The organism is Nocardiopsis sp. iso_238 (assembly GCF_056173325.1).
Genome location: NZ_CM149668.1, coordinates 1998544 through 2017629 on the forward strand (window position 1 = coordinate 1998544; position 19086 = coordinate 2017629).

Here is a 19086-nt window from a genome sequence, read left to right on the forward strand (position 1 = left end):
CGGGGCGCGGCCGACCGCGGGCGCTCAGCCGCGCGCGGCGGCCGCCGTCACCAGCAGGACCACCGTCACGGCCGTCTCCACCAGGGCACCCAGGACGTCCCCGGTCACCCCGCCCAGCCTGCGCACCGCCCGGTACAGCAGGGCCCCGGCCGCCGCCAGCCCCGCCACCGCAGCCACCGCGCAGGCGGCGGCGAACCCGGGGGAGTGTGCCAGCCCGAGCAGGCAGGCGGCCAGCACCCCGGCCGCGCACACCGCCGCCGCCAGCGGGCGCACCGTCCCCGCCACGAAGGAGCCCAGCCCGTCGGGGCGAGCCGATGGCACCCCCGTGCACGCCAGGGTCACCGCCAGCCGTCCGGTCGCGCCCGCGACCACCGCCCCGGCCACGGCGGCCCAGGGCGAGGCCTCGACGAGCCCCGCCAGCGCCAGCACCTGGGCTCCCACCGCGACCAGCAGGGTGAGCACCCCGAACGGTCCGATGTCGGAGCGGCGCATCACCTCCAGCGCGCCCTCCGCCGGGCGGCCGCTGCCCAGGCCGTCGGCGAGGTCGGCCAGCCCGTCCAGGTGCAGCCCACGGGTGAGCAGCGCCCCCAGCCCCACCGCGAGCAGCGCCGCCAGCGGGGCGGACCACCACCACGCCCCGGCCACCGCGACGATCCCGGCGACCCCGCCGAGCAGCCCGCCCAGCACGGGTGCCCAGCACATCGCCCACCCCGCCACGGCGCGGTCCACCCGCTCCACCCGCACCGGCCAGACCGTGAAGGTGCCCACAGCCATCCGCGCCCCTGCCACGGCGTCGGCGGCGCTCACCCGAGCTCCACCACGCGCCCGGCCGTCACCAGCACCACGACCTCGGACTCCGCGCCCACCCACTGGTTCAGCAGCCCCAGCCGGTCACGGAAGATCCGGCCCGAGCGGGTCGGCGGAACCACGCCCGAACCCACCTCGTTGGTGACCGCCACCACGTAGGCCCGGGTCGAACGCCAGGCCTCCAACAGTTCGTGGACGGCGGTCTCCAACCGCTCCTCGGCGTCCTCGGGCGGGTCCTCCTCCCAGAGCCCGCACTCGCCCATCACCCCGGTGAGCCAGGTGCCCAGGCAGTCGACCAGGACCGCGCCCCGCGCCTGCCTCAGCAGCACCGCGAGGTCCGTGGTCTCCTCGGTCCGCCACCACCAGGGGCGCCGCAGCGCGTGCCGTTCGACCCGCTCCGCCCACTCCGGATCGGTGCCGTCGGGGACCGGTCCGGTGGCCGCGTAGACCACCCGGGGCTCGGTCAGCAGACGCAGTTCGGCCTCGGTGGACTTGCCGGAGCGGGCCCCGCCCGTGACCAGCGCGCGGTACGGCCCGTGCGGCCGGGACTCCGGCCACACCGCGGGCGGGCACGACATGACGGTGCCGTCACCCGGGACCAGGGCGCCCCACAGGTGGGCCCGCCGGGCGAACTCCTCGGGGGACCGGATGCGGTGGTCGCCGCCGACCGCCACCACGGCGGTGGTCACCCCGATCACCCCGGACCGGCGCAGCTCTCCGACGACCTCCGGGCGCTGCGCGGCGTCCACGATCACCATGTCCACCTGCTGGGCGGGCGCGGACGAGTACGCGGACGCCCCCGAGGGCCGACCGTCGGCGGGCGGTCCCCCCGGCAGCGGCCCCGGACCGGAGCGGGCGAACAGCAGTCGGCCGCCGTCCGCGCTCTCCACGAGCGCGCCGTCCGGCGTGGACGTCACGGTGTAGCCGGGCGGGACCGGTCCGACCGCTCCGGCCTCTCGCAGGCGGAAGCGGTCGTCGACGGTCACCCGCAGCGGCAGGCGGCGTTCCGCGTGGGCCTTGTTGCAGGACGAGCAGGTGCACTGTGGGGCTGGCCAGCCCGTGTGACCCGCTGTCCCCAGAAATCGGATACGCACCCAGAAGAGTAAACAGCATCGCGGACCAAGCCTTGGTTAAGCTCGGCGCAGGATCGCGGTGCACCCACCGTGGAACCGGCGACGAAGGGCGGTCGAGGATGGCGTGGACGTGGCGGTACATCGGGACTGACGGTGACCGGACGGGGACGGAGGAACTGCCGGCCGAGTCGTTCACGTCGCGTGGCGACGCCGAGAGCTGGCTGGGTGAGAACTGGGCCGAGCTGGCGGAGGGCGGCGTGGTCAGCGTCGCGCTGCTGGAGGACGACAGCGAGCTCTACACGATGCCCCTCGGAACCGAGTGAACGCGCGGGGGCCCGGCGGTCCGCACGACCGCCGGGCCCCCGCGACCCGGGACGGGGGATCCCGCTAGCCGCGGATGTTCTCCGGGCTCTTGGTGAGCTCCGGGTCGCGCTCCACGCTGTCGCCCAGGACATCGTCGATCCGCGCCATCAGCGCGGCGTCGAGCCTGACCCCGGCCGCCTTCACGTTGCTCTCGACCTGCTCGGGACGGGAGGCGCCGATGATCGCGGCGGAGACGTTCGGGTTCTGGAGGACCCAGGCCACGGACAGCTGCGACAGGGTGAGCCCGGCCTCGGCCGCCAGCGGCTCCAGCAGCTGCACCCGCTCCAGCAGCGTCTGGTCCGCGACCTTGTCCGCCAGGAAGCGCTCGCTCTTGGGGTCACTGGCCCGCGATCCGGTCGGGAGCTCCTGGCCCGGCTTGTACTTGCCCGTGAGGACGCCGCCCGCGATGGGGGACCAGACCAGCTGGCCGATGCCCTCGCGTTCGGAGAGCGGGACGACCTCGGACTCGATGACCCGCCAGATCATGTTGTACTGCGGCTGGCTGGAGACGATCCGGTCGAAGCCCATCTCGTCGGCGATCTTCAGCGCCCGCTCGATCTGGTCGGCGCGCCACTCGGAGACACCGATGTAGAGGGCCTTGCCCTGGCGGACCAGGTCCTCGAAGGCCCGCATGGTCTCTTCGAGCGGGGTGGAGTAGTCGTACCGGTGCGCCTGGTACAGGTCCAGGTAGTCGGTGCCCAGGCGGCGCAGGGAGTCCTCGCAGCCGCGGATGACGTGCTTGCGGTTCAGGCCCCGGTCGTTGCGGCCCTCGCCCACCGGCCAGAAGACCTTGGAGAAGATCTCCAGGCCGTCACGGCGCTGTCCCTTGAGCGCGCGGCCCAGCACCTCCTCGGCCCTGCCCTGGGCGTAGGCGTCCGCGGTGTCGAAGGTGGTGACGCCCGCGTCGAGCGCCGCACGGACGCAGGAGGCGGCGGTGTCCTCCTCGACCTGGGAGCCGTGGGTGATCCAGTTCCCGTACGCGATCTCGCTGATGATCAGACCGCTGTTGCCAAGATGCCGAAATTCCATGCCGAGCACTCTAGTTGGCGCGCTTCCGGCGAGCTCCACGGGGACGGAGGGAGGTGAAGGGCCGGTGCGGTCACCGGCCCCGCTCACGTCGTCGGGGATGGGGATGCCGGGGCGGCCGGTGGATCAGCGGACGCCGCTCGGAGTGGGGTCTTCTCCGACCTTCAGCCGGGGCTTGGGCAGACGCAGGCGCCGGAACTGGAGCTGGCGCATGGCGGCGTACATGCCGATGCCCCTGACCGCCGGGTCGTCCGGGAAGTACTCGGTGGCGCGGCGCTTGACCGTGCGGCCGATCATGACGCCCTCGGCGATGATCGTCACCATCATCAGCGGCCACAGCACGTAGGCGACGCCCACCTGGAAGACCGGGCTGTTGACGAACAACAGGGCGATGATGAGGATCGAGAACGGCAGGAAGAACTCGCTCGCGCTGCGGCGCGAGTCGATGAAGTCCCGGGCGTAGGCACGGGCCTTGCCGAGGTCCTGCTGCCGGAAGTACTTCTCGTCTCCCTTGGGGGCGCCGGAACGCCGGGCGGTCGTGCCGCGTTGACGTTCGAGACGGTCCCGGTAGGCGCGGTAGGCCTCCTTACGGGTCTCAGGGGCCTTCACCGGTCGGCGCGGGGTGCCTTCGGATTCCCTGCGCTTAGGGGTGGGCACACCCTTCTTGGGGGTATATCCCTTAGGTTGGGTGGCCTCAGTGGCCTCAGGGCTGGCGGATTCGGCCGTGGTCGAATCCGGGGCTGCGGAAGCGGAGCGACGTCGGAACACACCCTCAGGGTAGCCGGTCATAGCTTTATGGCGACCGCGGGCCAGACCGCGTAGGGTTGGGCAAAGCGCCCGCTGGGAACAGCCGATGTACGCACCGAGAAGGGGACGGCCACGCCAATGAGCGTGTTTCAGCGACTTTCGATGATCTTCAAGTCCAAGGCCAACAAGGCCCTGGACTCGGTCGAGGACCCCAGGGAAACCCTCGACTACTCGTACCAGAAACAGCTCGAACTGCTCCAGAAGGTCCGTCGCGGCGTCGCCGACGTCGCGACCTCCCGCAAGCGGGTCGAGCTCCAGATCCAGCAGCTGGAGCAGCAGTCCGGCAAGCTGGAGAACCAGAGCCGCGCCGCCCTCACCCAGGGCCGTGAGGACCTCGCCCGCGAGGCCCTCACCCGCCGCTCCGGCCTCACCAGCCAGATGGAGGGGCTGCGCGAGCAGCACGCCAACCTCCAGAACGAGGAGCAGAAGCTCACGATGGCGGCCCAGCGCCTGCAGGCGAAGGTCGACGCCTTCCGCACGCGCAAGGAGACCATCAAGGCGACCTACACCGCCGCCCAGGCACAGACGCAGATCAGCGAGGCCTTCTCCGGTATCTCCGAGGAGATGGGCGACGTCGGCATGGCCGTGCAGCGGGCGGAGGACAAGACCGCCGAGATGCAGGCCCGTGCGGGCGCGGTGGACGAGCTCCTCGCCTCCGGCGCGCTGGACGACGTCACGGGCACCGGCCCCAAGGACGACATCCAGTACGAGCTCGACCAGATGGCGAGCACGACCGGTGTCGAGGCCGAGCTGGAGCGCATGAAGCTCGAACTCGGCGGCGGCAGCGGTGGCGGCGCCACCCCGCAGATCGAGGGTGGCAACGGGGCCGGGAACCGGGAGGGCTCGTGATCGTCCGCATCATGGGTGAGGGGCAGGTCGACCTCACCGACGCAGACCTGGACCTGCTCAACGACTTCGACGCCGCCCTGGAGGCCGCGATCGAGTCGGGTGACGAGGCCACGTTCCGCAAGGCGCTGCACGACCTCCTGGAGAAGGTCCGGCAGGACAGCAAGCCGCTGCCGCCCGACTCCCTGGAGCCCTCGCAGTTCATCCTCCCGCCCGCCGACGCCAGCATGGACGAGGTTCGGGAGATGCTCCAGGACGACGGGCTCATCCCGGGCTAGGGCTCGTCCCCGTACTCGGTGCCCTCGCGTACGCGCTCTTCCACCCCGGCCGCCGTGATCCGTCACGGCGGCCGGGGTGTGTCCGGGGTCATGCGGGCGTGGGGACACGCGGTGTCCCGCTTTAACCCGTTTCTCACCTGCCGGAACTACACTCCGACACATCCGTAGGGGGAGGGAGTCGGCGTGGCTGGTTCGAAGTTCCGTCCGGACCGGGGGCTGACGGCCCGGATGGTCATGACCATGGTCCTGCTGTTCCTGGTCTACGTCGCCTTCGTCGTGGGACTGGTCCTGGCCGGGCTCAACGTGTTCCTGGTCCTGGTCCTGGTCGCGGCGTTCGCCCTGTTCTCCTACTTCTCCTCCGACAAGATCGCCATGTTCGCGATGGGCGCCAAGGAGGTCTCCCCCCAGCAGGCGCCCGACCTGCACGCCATGGTCGACCGCCTGTGCGCCATGGCCGACATGTCCAAGCCGCGGGTGGGCATCGCCGACACCGACGTGCCCAACGCCTTCGCGACCGGGCACAACGAGAAGTCCGCGGTCATCTGCGTGACCACCGGGCTCATGCGCCGCCTCGACGGCCCCGAGCTGGAGGCGGTCGTCGCCCACGAGCTCTCGCACATCGCCCACCGCGACGTGATGGTGATGACCATCGCCGGCTTCCTCGGCATCGTCGCCGGGTTCCTCACCCAGGCCGGGCTGCGCTTCGCCATGTTCGCCGGAGCGGGCGGGCGCGGCGGCAACAACAACGGCCCCGCCCCGGCGGTCGTCGCGCTCCTGGTCGTCCTGGTCAGCGCCGTCGCCTGGGTCCTGAGCTTCCTGCTCACCCGTGCCCTGTCCCGGTACCGTGAGCTCGCCGCGGACCGCGCCGCCGCGTACCTGACCGGCCGCCCGTCCGTGCTGGGCAGCGCCCTGTCCAAGATCACCGGTGACATGGCCCGCATCCCCACCCGGGACCTGCGCCAGGCGGAGCCGTTCAACGCGTTCTTCTTCGCCCCGGCGTTCGCGAAGAAGGGCTTCAGCATGAACCAGCTCATCGCCACCCACCCGCCGGTCGAGCAGCGCCTGGCCCAGCTCTCCGACATCTCCCGCCAGCTCGGTAGCGGAGCCTGACCCCAACCACCCACGAGGGGATCCACCACATGAGCTTCTGGCGCACCCTGCTCGGCCGCTCCGAACCGGTCAAGCCCGACCTCGACGCGCTGTTCGGCCTGCCCTCGGCCGCGCTCACCTTGCGGGCCGGGGTGGGCCTGACCCCCACGGGCTCGGGGTCGGTGGCCTTCCGCGCCGCCGAGGGCGCCGCCTTCGCGGACGTCGAACGCGACGTTACCGCGCTGCTCAACGCGGGGGAGGGGCCCTCGGTCGAACAGACCACCGACGACTACGGCTACACCTGGCTGGTGCTGCGCCCGGGCGCGGCCGAGGCCGCCGACGACGGCGGCGACCCCTCGGGCGGTGAACTCGTGGACACCGACATCACCGGCCTGGTCACCGACCTGCACGCGGTCAACTCGACCCTGGAGGTCGACGGGTACGGGCCCTCCCTGCTCTGCTCCCTGGTCGGTTTCACCGACTCCCGCGGCCGTTCCGTGGGCCTGGTCTACCTGTACAAGCGCGGCACCTTCTACCCGTTCGCGCCCCAGGGCGGCCAGCGCCGCGACAACGCGCTGGAGCTCCAGGTGGAGGCGGCCGTGGGGGACGACCTGCCGATGGAGAAGGACCGTTCCCGCTGGTTCCCGGTCTACGGCGCCCCGGGCCTCTGAGGCGGGGCCGTCCGGAGATGGCATCCGGGGCCGGGACAAATTACCCTTGGAGGTACGAGCACACCCGTGCGTCACCGAGGCCACACGTGCACCGTGCGGCCGAGGTGCCAGCGCGAACACAGCGGCCACACGACGGAATGCCACACCGGCCTCCGACGTTGGGACCCGTTGAAGAGGACTGGACCCGCCGACGCGGGCCGATCCGGTAAGCGACCGGGGTCGCCAGACGGCCGCAACCCCTTTCCAGAGGAGCTTTACAACATGACGGTTCAGAGCGAGGCCACCGCGCAGGGAGTCATCCTCACCGATGGTGCGGCCGACAAGGTTCGGACGCTCCTTGACCAGGAGGGCCGGGACGACCTGCGCCTGCGCGTGGGCGTCCAGCCCGGTGGTTGCTCGGGGCTGCGTTACCAGCTCTACTTCGACGAGCGCGACCTCGACGGCGACGTCATCGCCGACTTCGACGGTGTCGAGGTCGTCACCGACCGCCGCAGCGCCGCCTACCTCATCGGCGCCACCATCGACTTCGTGGACACCATCGAGAAGCAGGGGTTCACCATCGACAACCCCAACGCGACCGGCTCCTGCGCCTGCGGTGACTCCTTCAACTAGGAGTCCCCGGCTCCCCGAGGGAGCGCTCAGGTTCTCGGAACCACAGGGGGAGGGCGGACGCGGACGAGCGTTCGCCCTCCCCCTCTGGGTACCCTTGGCTGGTCCCGACGGGCACGTCCCCGGCATGCCCTGAACAGCTCGCCGGATCGTCCACGAGCGATCCACCTCGCCAGCAAGGAGCCCACGTCCCGTGCGTATCGCGGTTGCCGGATCCATCGCCACCGACCACCTGATGACCTTCCAGGGTCGGTTCGCAGAGCAGATCATCCCTGAGCAGATCCAGCAGTTGTCCCTCTCCTTCCTCATCGACGAGCTGGACGTTCGCCGCGGCGGCGTCGCGGCCAACATCTGTTTCGGCATGGGCGGGTTCGGTCTGAGCCCGGTCCTGGTCGGTGCCGCCGGCGCCGACTTCGAGGAGTACCGCTCCTGGCTCGACCGCCACGGCGTCGACACCTCGGCGGTGCACATCTCCGAGTTGCGTCACACCGCCCGGTTCGTCTGCACCACGGACCTGGACCAGAACCAGATCGCCTCCTTCTACACGGGCGCGATGGCCGAGGCCCGCAACATCGAGCTCCAGCCGATCTCCGACCGCGTCGGCGGCCTCGACCTCGTCCTGATCGGCGCCGACGACCCGGCGGCGATGGTCCGCCACAGCGAGGAGTGCCGGACCCGCTCCATCCCCTTCGCCGCCGACCCCTCGCAGCAGCTGGCCCGTATGGAGGGCCCGGAGGTGCGCACCCTCATCGAGGGCGCCGCCTTCCTGTTCACCAACGAGTACGAGAAGGCCCTGGCCGAGCAGAAGACCGGGTGGTCCGACGCCGAGATCCTGTCCCTCGTCGGCACGCGCGTGACCACCCTCGGGGCCAAGGGCGCCCGGATCGACCGCGAGGGCGAGCCGAGCGTCCACGTGCCCTCGGCGGCCGTGGACGAGCTCGTCGACCCCACCGGCATGGGCGACGCCTTCCGCGCCGGTTTCCTGTCCGCCCACTCCTGGGGCCTGTCCCTGGAGCGCGCGGCCCAGGTCGGCAACGCCACCGCCGTGCACTGCCTGGAGGCCGACGGCCCCCAGGAGTACACGCTGACCGGCGCCTCACTGCTAGAGCGTCTGGAGCGCTCCTACGGCGCCGAGGCCGCCGACGAGGTCCGCCCCTTCGTGTGACCCGGGTCCTCCCCGGCCGGAAAAGCACGCACTCTGGTCGGGGTGGTACCCCGGAGCCCGTAAAGTGGATGGCTGTGACCCGCACGGGGACTCCCCGTGCCCGCCCGGTGCGTTGAAACGCGTGCCGGGTCATTCGCCCGAACCGCTCGCGCCGGGTCACGCGCGGCGGTGGGGAACCCGCTTCCGACCCGCACCGCGGGACACCGGGGCTCGGGCGCCCTGAGCGCCTCCCAGATCTAGGCCAGCCTTACCTGGGATTCCCTGATTCACCCTGAAAGGACTTCGCATGCGCTACACCGGACCGAAGGTGCGGTTGTCCCGGCGCGCCGGCACCCCGCTGACCCGTAAGGCGGTCAGCTACTTCGAGAAGCGTCCGTACCCGCCCGGCGAGCACGGTCGTCGCGTCCGACGCAACAGCAGCGACTACGCCGTTCGGATGGCGGAGAAGCAGAAGGTGCGCTGGTACTACGACCTGACCGAGAAGCAGCTGGTCAGGATCTACGAGAACGCCAAGAAGCGTCCCGGCCGTACCGGTGAGGAGATGCTCGGCGAGCTCGAGCTGCGTCTGGCCACGGTCGTGCTGCGCGCCGGTCTGGCCGCCTCGATCTACGCCGCGCGTCAGTTCATCAACCACGGTCACATCACCGTGGACGGCAAGAAGGTCGACATCCCGTCGTACCAGGTCAAGCCGGGCCAGATCATCAGCGTTCGGGAGAAGTCCCGCTCGATGGTCCCGTTCGTCGAGGCCGCCGAGGGCATCCACGCCGACGACAAGATCGCCGGTTACCTCGCCGTGAGCCACAAGGACCTGCGCATCGCGGTCGTCGACCGCCCCAAGCGTGAGCAGATCCCCGTGCCCTTCGACGAGCAGCTCGTCGTCGAGTACTACGCTCGCTAGACGGTTCCCGCGGTCGCGGTTCCCCTCCTCGGGGGCGGAACCGCAGTGTGGGAGAGGCCGCGTGGACCCCGTGTCCGCGCGGCCTTCGCCTTGTCCGGTACCTCCCTCCTCCGGCCCCCGTCGGGGGGCAGAGGGAGGGGGATCGGGTACTCACGCCGCCCCCGGAAACCGGGCGGCGTGAATCGTTATCGCAACGGGACCGAAAGTCCGGTCCGGTGTTCCGGTCGCGTCGTCGGGGTCAGTACATCCGCCGGATGTGAAAAGCGCTACCCCGCGCCAGCGGCCGCTCGACGACGAACTCGTGCATCTTCATCCGACACCAGGACGGTATGTCCGCGCTCGCCGCGGGATCGTCCGCGGTGACCGCGATGACCGCCCCGATAGGCACTTCGTGCAGTCGGGCGGCCAGCATGATGATCGGGATCGGGCACTTGAGCCCCACCGCCTCCACGGTGACCAGAGGCTGCTGAGCAGTCGGTCGCTCGGGCACGTCCACCCCCATTCGGTTGTCGTCCTGTGGCCCAATCTTGACCCGGCGCGCGCCAAAAGGCGCACCCGGTTAAGGGTGTCGTAAACCCAGCGATACGCTCGCCTTGGCCTCGTCCCGCGATCGCGCGCACCACCGCCCCGAACGGAGATGCGCACGTGAGCGAACGAGGGCCCGGGGGATCGCCGGGCCGCGCCTCGTAGCCAGCCGGGAGGACCTCCCTCGGGGGCGACCTGGCCCGGCTCCGTGGGGCCGCCGAACGTTTCGAGAGGGCGCGTCTGGCAACACGCTGACCAGGCAAGCCCATGAACGGCACGCTGGGCGGTTCGCGATAATGTTTCCCCCTGACAAGCTTTGGATACTTAGGCCGCCCGTGGAGAATCCACGGGCTTCACCGCTGGGAAGGCAATCCGTGAGTCCGACCCGCCAAAAAAATCGGCGCTCAACTCTGCGCCGATGGGCACCACGCGGCGCCGCGCTCGCCGTGCTGGGGCTGGCCGCGACCGGCTGCGCGTCGAACGATCTCACTCGTTTGGGCATGCCGGAGCCGATCACCGAGCAGGCCGAGCGTGTTCTCTCGCTCTGGCAGGGCTCGTGGGTGGCGGCGTTCGCGGTCGGCGTCCTTGTGTGGGGACTGTTCATCTGGACAATCCTCTTCCACCGCAAGCGCTCTGAGCAGTTGCCGCCGCAGGTGCGGTACAACATGCCCATCGAAGCGCTGTACACCGTTCTGCCGATCGTCGTCATCTCGGTGCTCTTCTTCTTCACCGCGCGAGACCAGGCCTACCTGCTCGACACCGAAGAGCCCGCCGACGTCCACGTAGAGGTCGTGGCCTTCCAATGGGCCTGGCAGTTCAACTACATGGACGACACCAAGGAGAACGGTGGCGACGTGCTCTTCTCCGAGGTTGGTATCCCCAACCCGGACGGCACCGCCAACCGTGACACCCAGACGACCCTGGTCCTCCCCGAGGGCGCGGTCGTCCACTTCGACCTCCACTCTCCCGACGTCATCCACTCCTTCTGGATCCCGTCCTTCGGGTTCAAGATGGACGTCGTCCCGGGCCGTGACAACTCCTTCCAGGTCAACCTCAATGAAGGTTCCGAGGGCGAGTACGTCGGGCGTTGCGCCGAGCTGTGCGGTGTGGACCACACCCGCATGCTCTTCAACGTCGAGGTCCTCCCGCAGGACGAGTACGACGCCTGGGCCGCCGAGCAGGAGACCAAGGCCGCGGAGGCCGCGGAGGCCGACGAGGCCGCTGCTCTGGAAGCCGCCGAAGCCGCCGAGTCCGAGGGCGCCGCGACCGACGACGCCGAGGGCACGGGTGCCGACGGCACCGACGCTGAGGGCACGGGCGCCGAGGCGACCGAGTCCGAGGAGAATGACGAGTAAATGACCACGACGGCAACCGAACCCCGCACTGACGGTCAGGCACCGTCACGCAAAGGGTCGATCATCGTCAACTGGCTGACGTCGACCGACCACAAGGTCATCGGGTACATGTACCTGATCACCTCCTTCGCGTTCTTCCTCTTCGGAGGAGTGCTGGCGCTCCTGATGCGCCTGGAGCTGTTCACCCCGGGCATGCAGTACATGTCCAACGAGCAGTTCAACCAGCTCTTCACGATGCACGGCACGATCATGCTGCTGATGTTCGCGACCCCGCTGTTCGTCGGGTTCTCGAACATCCTCATGCCGTTGCAGATCGGCGCCCCCGATGTGGCCTTCCCCAGGATCAACCTGTTCGGCTACTACCTGTTCCTCTTCGGCAGCCTCATCGCGATCAGCGGCTTCCTGACCCCGGGCGGCGCGGCCAGCTTCGGCTGGTTCGCCTACACCCCGCTCTCCGACGCGGTCCGCTCGCCGGGCCTCGGCGGTGACCTGTGGATCCTGGGTCTGGCCGTCTCCGGTCTGGGCACGATCCTCGGTGCGGTCAACTTCATCACCACCGGCCTGTGCATGCGCGCGCCCGGTATGACGATGTTCCGCATGCCGATCTTCACCTGGAACACCCTGCTCACCAGCGTCCTGGTGCTCATCGCGTTCCCGGTCCTGACCGCCGCGCTGATCGCCCTGGGCGCCGACCGCATGGTCGGTACGCAGGTCTTCAACGCCGAGCACGGTGGCGCCATCCTGTGGCAGCACCTGTTCTGGTTCTTCGGCCACCCCGAGGTGTACATCATCGCGCTGCCGTTCTTCGGCATCGCGACGGAGATCCTCCCGGTCTTCAGCCGCAAGCCGATCTTCGGCTACAAGAGCCTGGTGGCGGCGACCATCGCCATCGCCGGCCTGTCCGTGACCGTGTGGGCCCACCACATGTTCCCGACCGGCGCCGTGCTCCTGCCCTTCTTCTCGTTCATGACGTTCCTCATCGCGGTTCCGACCGGTGTGAAGTTCTTCAACTGGATCGGGACGATGTGGCGCGGGCAGCTCACCTTCGAGACGCCGATGCTGTTCACGATCGGCTTCCTGGTCACCTTCCTCTTCGGTGGTCTGACCGGTGTGCTGCTGGCCTCGCCGCCGATCGACTTCCACGTCACCGACTCCTACTTCGTGGTGGCGCACTTCCACTACGTGGTGTTCGGCACCGTGGTGTTCGCGATGTTCGCGGGCTTCTACTTCTGGTGGCCCAAGTTCACCGGGCGGATGCTCAACGAGAAGCTGGGCAAGTTCCACTTCTGGCTGCTCTTCCTGGGCTTCCACGGCACGTTCCTGGTGCAGCACTGGCTGGGCGCGATGGGCTTCCCGCGTCGTTACGCGGACTACCTGGCCACGGACGGCTTCACCGAGCTGAACCAGATCTCCTCGATCTCGTCGTTCGTGCTGGCCGCCTCGACGCTGATCTTCTTCTGGAACATCTACGTCACCGCGAAGAAGGCGCCGCTGGTCACCGTGGACGACCCGTGGGGCTACGGCTGCTCGCTGGAGTGGGCCACCTCGTGCCCGCCGCCGCGACACAACTTCACGTCGCTGCCCCGCATCCGGTCCGAGCGTCCGGCCTTCGACCTCAACCACCCGCACGCGGCCGCACCCGGTGCCGTCGCCGCCGGTGCCGAGAAGAAGTAGGGGGTAGAGCACATGAAGATGCAGGCCTACCTGTTCATGGGTATCTCGACCTTCTTCGGTCTGGCCGCCGCGCTGTACATCTACTGGTCCCTCCTGGAGACCGGTGAGATCGAGTGGGCGGGTACCACCGCCCTCGTGGTCTCCATCGGCTTCGGCTGGATGATCGGCTTCTGGCTCTGGCAGTCGGCCCGCCACAGCGAGCACCACCACGGCCTCCCGGCCGAGGAGCGGCTCGACGGCGAGATCGCCGAGAACGCCGGCGAGTACGGGTTCTTCAGCCCGCACAGCTGGTGGCCGATGTTCGTCGCGATGGCCGTCGCCTTCACGGCGGTCGGCGTGGCGATCGGCTGGTGGATGGTGTTCATCGGCTTCTTCGCCGTCATCCTCACCTCGCTGGGCTGGGTCTTCGAGTACTACCGCAAGGAGTTCCAGCACTGACGTGCGCACCCCGCAGGGTCGTCACTCTTCGAGAGATGACCACTACGCGGGGTAGGATGTGCGTGTCACCGCCCCGGTGGCCGGACCGGTCGTCCCAGACGACCTCCGGGCACCGGGGTACTCTTTTTCGGTGGCCCCCACGTGACGACTGCTCCGCAGGTCACGACGCATCCAGGCCCTGTCGGCGTCGCGCCGGTGCGCTCGCTCCGCTCGCGTCCGGGCCCCGTACGGACGCTGGAGGTCCTTGGCGTGAAGCGACGAACCGCCCCTTCCCGAACGGCCGCGGCGGCGGCAGTCCTCGTGATCCTCGCGTCGGCGTGCACCTCCGGGGGAGGGGACGGTCCCGGGGGCACCTCGGCCCCCGAGGAGGTCGAGCGGGGGCCGGAGGTGGCGATCACCCCCGCGCCGGGCGCCACCGGGGTCCCGCCGAACACCCCGGTCCGGGTCGAGGCCGTGGACGGCGCCATCACCGACGTGCGGATCGAGCAGAGCACCGAGGACGGGGACACCGCCGAGGAGGGCGGACAGGGCCAGGAGGCCGAGGACCCCTTCCCCGTCACGGGCACGCTCAACGAGGCCGGGGACGCCTGGGTCAGTGACTGGAACCTGCGTCCCGGGGCCTCCGTCAGTGTCGTGGTGACCGCCGCCGACGAGGAGGGGGAGGAGTCCGAGGTGGTCTCGGAGTTCACCACCCTGGAGTCGGAGCCCGGTCACCGCCTCGAACTCGCCTCCAACTTCCCGAGCAGCGGTGACGTGGTCGGGGTGGGCATGCCCGTCATCGTCAACTTCGACGTGCCCGTCACCAACAAGGCGCAGGTGGAGAACTCCATCCAGGTCACGGCCGAGGAGGAGACCGAGGGCGCCTGGAACTGGGTCACCGACGAGATGGCGGTCTTCCGGCCCAAGGAGTACTGGGACCCCTACCAGCAGGTCACCGTGGACCTCAGACTCGCGGGGGTGGAGTCCTCCGAGGGGGTCTACGGCGTGGAGAACCACCGCATCGAGTTCGAGGTGGGGCGCGAGCTGGTCTCCACGATGCACGTCCCCGACCACGAGATGAGCGTGTCGATCGACGGCGAGACCGTCCGCACCATCCCGGTCAGCAACGGGTCCGCCGACGAGCGCTTCAACACCACGACCTCCGGGACCCACCTGACCATGGAGAAGTACCAGTCGCTGGTCATGGACTCCGCGACCGTGGGCATCCCGGAGGGATCGCCCGGCTACTACCGGCTGGACGTGGACTGGGCGGTCCGCACCTCCAACAGCGGCGAGTTCACCCACGCCGCCCCCTGGAACGCGGGGAACCTCGGCGGCGCCAACACCTCCAACGGCTGCACGAACATGTCCGTGGAGGACGCCCGCTGGTACCACAACCAGACGCTCATGGGCGACATCCTGGAGACCACCGGCACCGACCGCGACCTGGAGTGGGACAACGGGTGGGGCTTCTACCAGCGCTCTTGGGAGGAGTGGCTGTCCCACAGCGTCACCGGTGAGCCCCAGAGCACGGACGGCTCCGGCACCCCCGGGTCCGTCCACGGCGAGGGCCTCTAGGAGGCAGGGCGTCGGCGCGGAGGGCGTCCGGTCAGTCCCGGACCGGCTCCGCGCCGCTGAGAAGGCCGTCCAGGCGTTCGAGGGTGCGGTCCCAGGACCACTCGGCGGCCACCCACTCCCGGCCGCGTGCGCCCATCTGGGCGGCGCGGTCGGGGTCCCTCAGGAGCCGGATGAGGGCCCGGGCGGTCGGTCCGGGCACCGACCCGTCGACCACGTGCCCCGTCTCGCCCTCCAGGACCGCGTCCGGGGCGCCGCCGGAGGCCCCGGCGACCACCGGCAGTCCGGTGGCGGACGCCTCCAGGTAGACCATGCCCAGGCCCTCCACGTCCAGACCGCCCCGGCGGGTGCGGCAGGGCATGGCGAAGACGTCGCCGGCGTCGTAGTGGGCGGGGAGCCGGTCGGCGGGGACGGGACCGGTGAAGCGCACCGAGTCCGTGCCGCTGGCCGCCGAGCGCAGCCGGGGCGCGAGGGGGCCGTCCCCGACGAACAGCAGGACCGCGTCGGGCACGTCGGCCAGCACGCGGGGCCAGGCCCGCAGCAGGGTGTCCTGCCCCTTGCGCGGCACCATCCGGGACACGCACACGACCACCGGGCGCGAACCCAGGCCCAGCTCCCGGCGGACCTCCTCGCCGCCGTAGCCGGGACGGAAGCGCTCGGTGTCGACCCCGGGGGCCAGACGCCGCATCCGGGCGGTGGCGGCGGGGGAGAGCGAGCGGGCCAGCCGCCTCCGGGTGTACTCGCCCAGGTAGGTGACGGTGTCGACGCCGTCACCGATCCGCCGCAGCGCCGAACTCGCTCCGGGGACCACGGTCCAGCCGGTCTCGTGTCCGTGGGTGAGCGCCACCTGGCGCCGCACCCGGGAGCGCAGCCCGGCGGCGAGCAGGCCCAGGGGGGCGGCGGCCCCGTAGAGCACGGAGTCGCACTCCTCCATCTCCGCGATGACCCGGGACCGCCGGGCCACCCCCGGCGTGGGGAGCAGTACCGAGGCCGAGTCGCGCACGACGGGGAACGGCTGGTGCAGGTCGAAGTACGGGTCGGCGCGCAGGTCCTCGGCGGCGGGGGAGGAGCAGTAGACCAGCACCGACCCCGGGGGGCGGCGCCGGGCCAGCTCGTGCACGAAGGACTCGATCCCGCCCGGGCGCGGAGGGAAGTCGTTGGTGATGATCAGGGTTCGCGACACCTGAGCGAGTCTAGGCGCCCGGACACGGGAAGGGCCCCCGGGAAACGGGGTGGTTTCCCAGGGGCCCTCCGCCGGTCGTCCGGCCGCGGGTGCGCGGTGGCGTGTCCTAGGGCCGGACCGCCGCGACGAAGTTGGACCGGTAGTAGTCGCTCAGCTGCACCGTACCGATGGGGCGGGCGGACGTGGAGGCGTGCACCATCACGCCGTCGCCCGCGTACAGACCCACGTGGCTCGGGTTGGGGCCGTAGAAGAAGATCAGGTCACCGGGCTGCATGTTCTCCCAGGAGACGCGCTGACCGGCGTTGATCTGGTCGTAGGTGGTGCGCGGCAGGTTCACGCCCGCCTGGGCCCAGGCGGCCTGGGTCAGGCCGGAGCAGTCGTACCCGTTGGGTCCGGTGCCGCCCCAGACGTAGGGCTTGCCGACCTGCTGGTAGGCGAAGCTCAGCACGGTCTGGGCGTTGCCGGTGGCCGGGCCGGTGTAGTCGGCGCCGCCGCCCCCTCCGCTGCTGCTGCCGCCTCCACCGCCACCGCCGCCGGTCTCGGTGCTGACGTTCTCGGTGGCGGCGGCCTGTTCCTCGGCGGTCAGCTCGGACAGGATCTCCTCCTGCTCGCTGATCGCCTCCTCCGCCGCCTCCGTGGCCTCCTCGGCCTCGTCCAGGGCGTCGGCCGCGGCCTCCTCGGTGGACTCGGCCTCGCCGCGCAGGCCCTCCAGGTGTTCGAGCTCCTCCAGGTACTGGGCGAGGCTCTCCTGGTGCTGCTCGGACAGGTAGGTGAGGTCGGCCTGGTGCTCCAGGGCCTCCTCGGGGCCGGTGGCCCCGATCAGCTGGGCGGGAGAGGTCAGGTCCACGCCCGTGTAGGTGGTGTTGGCCAGGGCGCGTACGCCGCCGCTGAGCGAGTCGACCTTCTTCTCGGCGGTCTCGATGTCGGAGAGGATGCCGTCGAGCTTCTCCTCGGCCGCCTCGTGGGTCTCCTTGGCCTCGTTGAAGGTCGCGTTGAGCTCGATGAACTCCTCTTCGAGGCGTTCGATCTCCTCCTGGACGTCCTCGGACGTGGGCTCGGCGTGGGCCACGGCGGCGGGGAGGAGGAAGGCACCGACGGCGAGGGAGGCGATGACCGCGGTTCGACGTTGGCGTTCGCCACGGGATGCAGACACTGAAACACCTTTCTCCCCTTGTCCCAGGCGATACGGGGAACAAGGGACTGCACCGGGTGGGGAACCTCGGGCCAGAGAGGGTGGCCGAAACGGTGTGGGGGTGTGCCCGACCCGGGCGCGGCTGTCACCACCGGGGGGGTGGTGAATGAGGAGCAACCGCGCTCGGCGTCGAACACTAGTGCATCGCTCGGGGGGCTCTCAACTGTTTCGTGACATTCCGCTGGAAGACGAGGAGTGTCCGAAATCAGGGTTCCTGACCCTAAAGGGGGATCGGTGGGACGGGCGTGGGCCGATGCACACGAGAGGCCGCCGTCCCGGCGGGGACGGCGGCCTCACGGGTCACGCGTGGATCAGGGCCGGACGGCGAACTGGAACTGACCGCCCCAGTAGGCGGCCAGGCCGACGACCTCCAGGTTGCGGCCGCTGCTCGGGGCGTGGACCATCTGCCCGTTCCCGGCGTAGAGGCCGTTGTGCCCCAGGTCGCCGAAGAAGAACAGGATATCGCCCGGCTGGACGGCGCTCATGTCGTAGATGCGGGTGCCCACGTCGGCCTGCCCGTACGTGGTGCGGGGCAGGTCGACGCCGGCCGCGCGCCAGGACGCCTGGACCAGGCCGGAGCAGTCGTACCCGTTGGGGCCGGTGCCGCCCCACACGTAGGGGAGCCCCACCTTGGAGTAGGCGAAGTCCAGGGCCGACGAGGCGTTGCCGCTGCCCCCGTGGCTCTGGCCGCCGCTGTCGTCGCCGCCCTCGGCCGAGGCGTCGGAGTCGGGGAACTGCGCCAGGATCTCCTGCTGCTCCTCGATCTTCTCCTCGACGTCGTCCTTGGCCTCCTCGGCCTCGTCCTTGGCCTTCTCGGCCTCCTCGAGGGCCTTCTCGGCCTCGTCCTTGAGCGCGAACAGGCGCTCGGCGGACTCCCCGAAGTCGTCCAGCTGGGTCTGCTGGGTGTCCGACAGGTAGTTGAGGTCCGCGTTCTGCTCCAGCAGCGCCTCGGGGCCGTCGGAGGTCAGGACGTTGGCGGTGGAGTTGAGGTCGCCGCCCTGGTAGGTGGCGCTGGCGAACTGCTGGACCTTCTCCCGCAGCCCGTCGTAGCGCTCCTGCTCGTCACCGACCTGGCCGTCGAGCTCGTCGTACGCGGCTTTGGCCGCGTCGTAGTCCTCTTCGGCCTGGTTGAAGTTCTCGACCGCTGTGGAGGCTTCCTGGTTCAGCTCCTCGATGCGGTCCTCGACCTCCTCCTGGGTCGGCTCCGCGTGGGCGATGCCGGGGGCGAGGAAGGTACCGGCGGCGACCACGCCGAGACCGGTCGTAGCGATTCGGCGAGCCGTACGCCGACCACCGGGGTTCTTCATGGCGGTCCACGCTCCTTGAGGTTGGGAAGTCCGCACGGGGTGCTGGGAGACTGAAGGATCAGGGGGCCCGCGTGTGGGAACGGGCCTCACGAGAGTGTGCGGGTCCCGGCCGGTGTGGGGAGGCGCAAGGGTGGCCTACTGTCCGACGGGGCACTCACGTTCCTGCAAGAACCTAGCGGAAGGGCCTGCGCGCCTCAACCACGGCACCGTGACTATCGTGCCGGGG

20 protein-coding genes are annotated in these 19086 nt (G+C 70.2%); 12 read left to right on the top strand and 8 right to left on the bottom strand.

The genetic code is table 11. The features are described 5' to 3' along the window. Nucleotides 1–24: 24 nt before the first annotated feature. Nucleotides 25–807, bottom strand: coding sequence for an adenosylcobinamide-GDP ribazoletransferase (locus AC0VYL_RS08900; RefSeq protein WP_475482855.1), 783 nt, complete (start codon nucleotides 805–807; stop codon nucleotides 25–27). Then, nucleotides 804–1793, bottom strand: coding sequence for a bifunctional adenosylcobinamide kinase/adenosylcobinamide-phosphate guanylyltransferase (locus tag AC0VYL_RS08905; RefSeq protein ID WP_475483491.1), 990 nt, complete (start codon nucleotides 1791–1793; stop codon nucleotides 804–806). The genes AC0VYL_RS08900 and AC0VYL_RS08905 overlap by 4 nt, the downstream gene beginning before the upstream one ends. 206 nt (nucleotides 1794–1999) lie before the next feature. Between AC0VYL_RS08905 and AC0VYL_RS08910 the strand changes: the two genes are divergently transcribed. Then, complete coding sequence (locus AC0VYL_RS08910; protein WP_475461126.1) at nucleotides 2000–2203, top strand: hypothetical protein; 204 nt, start codon at nucleotides 2000–2002, stop codon at nucleotides 2201–2203. A 64-nt stretch (nucleotides 2204–2267) separates the two neighbouring features. Here the strand turns inward: AC0VYL_RS08910 and AC0VYL_RS08915 are convergent, their stop codons facing one another. Both AC0VYL_RS08915 and AC0VYL_RS08920 read right to left on the bottom strand, forming a co-directional pair. Further along, on the bottom strand, nucleotides 2268–3272 hold the full coding sequence (locus AC0VYL_RS08915) for an aldo/keto reductase family protein (RefSeq protein WP_475461129.1): 1005 nt from the start codon (nucleotides 3270–3272) through the stop codon (nucleotides 2268–2270). Between the two features lie 123 nt (nucleotides 3273–3395). Continuing rightward, the gene (locus AC0VYL_RS08920; RefSeq protein WP_475461132.1) at nucleotides 3396–4058 is read right to left on the bottom strand and encodes a DUF3043 domain-containing protein; all 663 of its coding nucleotides are present in this window, start codon (nucleotides 4056–4058) and stop codon (nucleotides 3396–3398) included. Nucleotides 4059–4154: 96 nt separating this feature from the next. Here AC0VYL_RS08920 and AC0VYL_RS08925 point away from each other — a divergent pair, with 96 nt between their 5' ends. From AC0VYL_RS08925 to rpsD, 7 genes are all read left to right on the top strand, one after another. Continuing rightward, complete coding sequence (locus AC0VYL_RS08925; RefSeq protein ID WP_378742606.1) at nucleotides 4155–4925, top strand: PspA/IM30 family protein; 771 nt, start codon at nucleotides 4155–4157, stop codon at nucleotides 4923–4925. Then, the gene (pspAA, locus tag AC0VYL_RS08930) at nucleotides 4922–5200 is read left to right on the top strand and encodes a PspA-associated protein PspAA (protein WP_475461135.1); all 279 of its coding nucleotides are present in this window, start codon (nucleotides 4922–4924) and stop codon (nucleotides 5198–5200) included. The genes AC0VYL_RS08925 and pspAA overlap by 4 nt, the downstream gene beginning before the upstream one ends. Before the next feature lie 183 nt (nucleotides 5201–5383). Continuing rightward, nucleotides 5384–6310, top strand: a complete 927-nt coding sequence (htpX, locus tag AC0VYL_RS08935; RefSeq protein ID WP_475461138.1) for a zinc metalloprotease HtpX — start codon at nucleotides 5384–5386, stop codon at nucleotides 6308–6310. A gap of 29 nt (nucleotides 6311–6339) precedes the next feature. Continuing rightward, a complete protein-coding gene (gene pspAB, locus AC0VYL_RS08940) occupies nucleotides 6340–6960 on the top strand; it encodes a PspA-associated protein PspAB (RefSeq protein WP_475482856.1) in 621 nt (206 codons plus the stop codon). Nucleotides 6961–7221: 261 nt separating this feature from the next. Beyond that, nucleotides 7222–7572, top strand: coding sequence for a HesB/IscA family protein (locus AC0VYL_RS08945; RefSeq protein WP_378742598.1), 351 nt, complete (start codon nucleotides 7222–7224; stop codon nucleotides 7570–7572). A gap of 190 nt (nucleotides 7573–7762) precedes the next feature. After that, complete coding sequence (locus tag AC0VYL_RS08950) at nucleotides 7763–8734, top strand: carbohydrate kinase family protein (protein ID WP_475461142.1); 972 nt, start codon at nucleotides 7763–7765, stop codon at nucleotides 8732–8734. 286 nt (nucleotides 8735–9020) lie between these two features. Further along, nucleotides 9021–9632, top strand: coding sequence for a 30S ribosomal protein S4 (rpsD, locus tag AC0VYL_RS08955; protein ID WP_017546511.1), 612 nt, complete (start codon nucleotides 9021–9023; stop codon nucleotides 9630–9632). Between the two features lie 238 nt (nucleotides 9633–9870). Here the strand turns inward: rpsD and AC0VYL_RS08960 are convergent, their stop codons facing one another. Then, on the bottom strand, nucleotides 9871–10128 hold the full coding sequence (locus tag AC0VYL_RS08960; protein ID WP_475461146.1) for a sulfurtransferase TusA family protein: 258 nt from the start codon (nucleotides 10126–10128) through the stop codon (nucleotides 9871–9873). Nucleotides 10129–10531: 403 nt separating this feature from the next. Between AC0VYL_RS08960 and ctaC the strand changes: the two genes are divergently transcribed. From ctaC to AC0VYL_RS08980, 4 genes are all read left to right on the top strand, one after another. Beyond that, nucleotides 10532–11512 carry an aa3-type cytochrome oxidase subunit II gene (ctaC, locus tag AC0VYL_RS08965; protein WP_475461149.1) on the top strand — a complete coding sequence of 327 codons (981 nt, stop codon included), beginning with the start codon at nucleotides 10532–10534 and terminating at the stop codon, nucleotides 11510–11512. Then, on the top strand, nucleotides 11513–13186 hold the full coding sequence (gene ctaD, locus AC0VYL_RS08970; protein ID WP_475461152.1) for an aa3-type cytochrome oxidase subunit I: 1674 nt from the start codon (nucleotides 11513–11515) through the stop codon (nucleotides 13184–13186). A 12-nt stretch (nucleotides 13187–13198) separates the two neighbouring features. Then, nucleotides 13199–13624, top strand: a complete 426-nt coding sequence (locus tag AC0VYL_RS08975; RefSeq protein ID WP_357768088.1) for a cytochrome c oxidase subunit 4 — start codon at nucleotides 13199–13201, stop codon at nucleotides 13622–13624. 249 nt (nucleotides 13625–13873) lie between these two features. Continuing rightward, nucleotides 13874–15181: a L,D-transpeptidase gene (locus AC0VYL_RS08980; RefSeq protein WP_475482857.1), complete on the top strand. Its 1308-nt coding sequence runs from the start codon at nucleotides 13874–13876 to the stop codon at nucleotides 15179–15181. A gap of 31 nt (nucleotides 15182–15212) precedes the next feature. On the opposite strand, the gene AC0VYL_RS08985 is transcribed toward AC0VYL_RS08980, so the two are convergent. From AC0VYL_RS08985 to AC0VYL_RS08995, 3 genes are all read right to left on the bottom strand, one after another. Further along, nucleotides 15213–16361 (bottom strand): glycosyltransferase family 4 protein, encoded by a 1149-nt coding sequence (locus AC0VYL_RS08985; RefSeq protein ID WP_475482858.1) that lies wholly within the window; start codon nucleotides 16359–16361, stop codon nucleotides 15213–15215. 106 nt (nucleotides 16362–16467) lie between these two features. Further along, on the bottom strand, nucleotides 16468–17514 hold the full coding sequence (locus AC0VYL_RS08990) for a C40 family peptidase (RefSeq protein WP_475461161.1): 1047 nt from the start codon (nucleotides 17512–17514) through the stop codon (nucleotides 16468–16470). 350 nt (nucleotides 17515–17864) lie between these two features. Continuing rightward, entirely contained in the window at nucleotides 17865–18860 is a 996-nt protein-coding gene (locus AC0VYL_RS08995) for a C40 family peptidase (protein ID WP_475461164.1), read from the bottom strand. Nucleotides 18861–19086 lie beyond the last annotated feature (226 nt).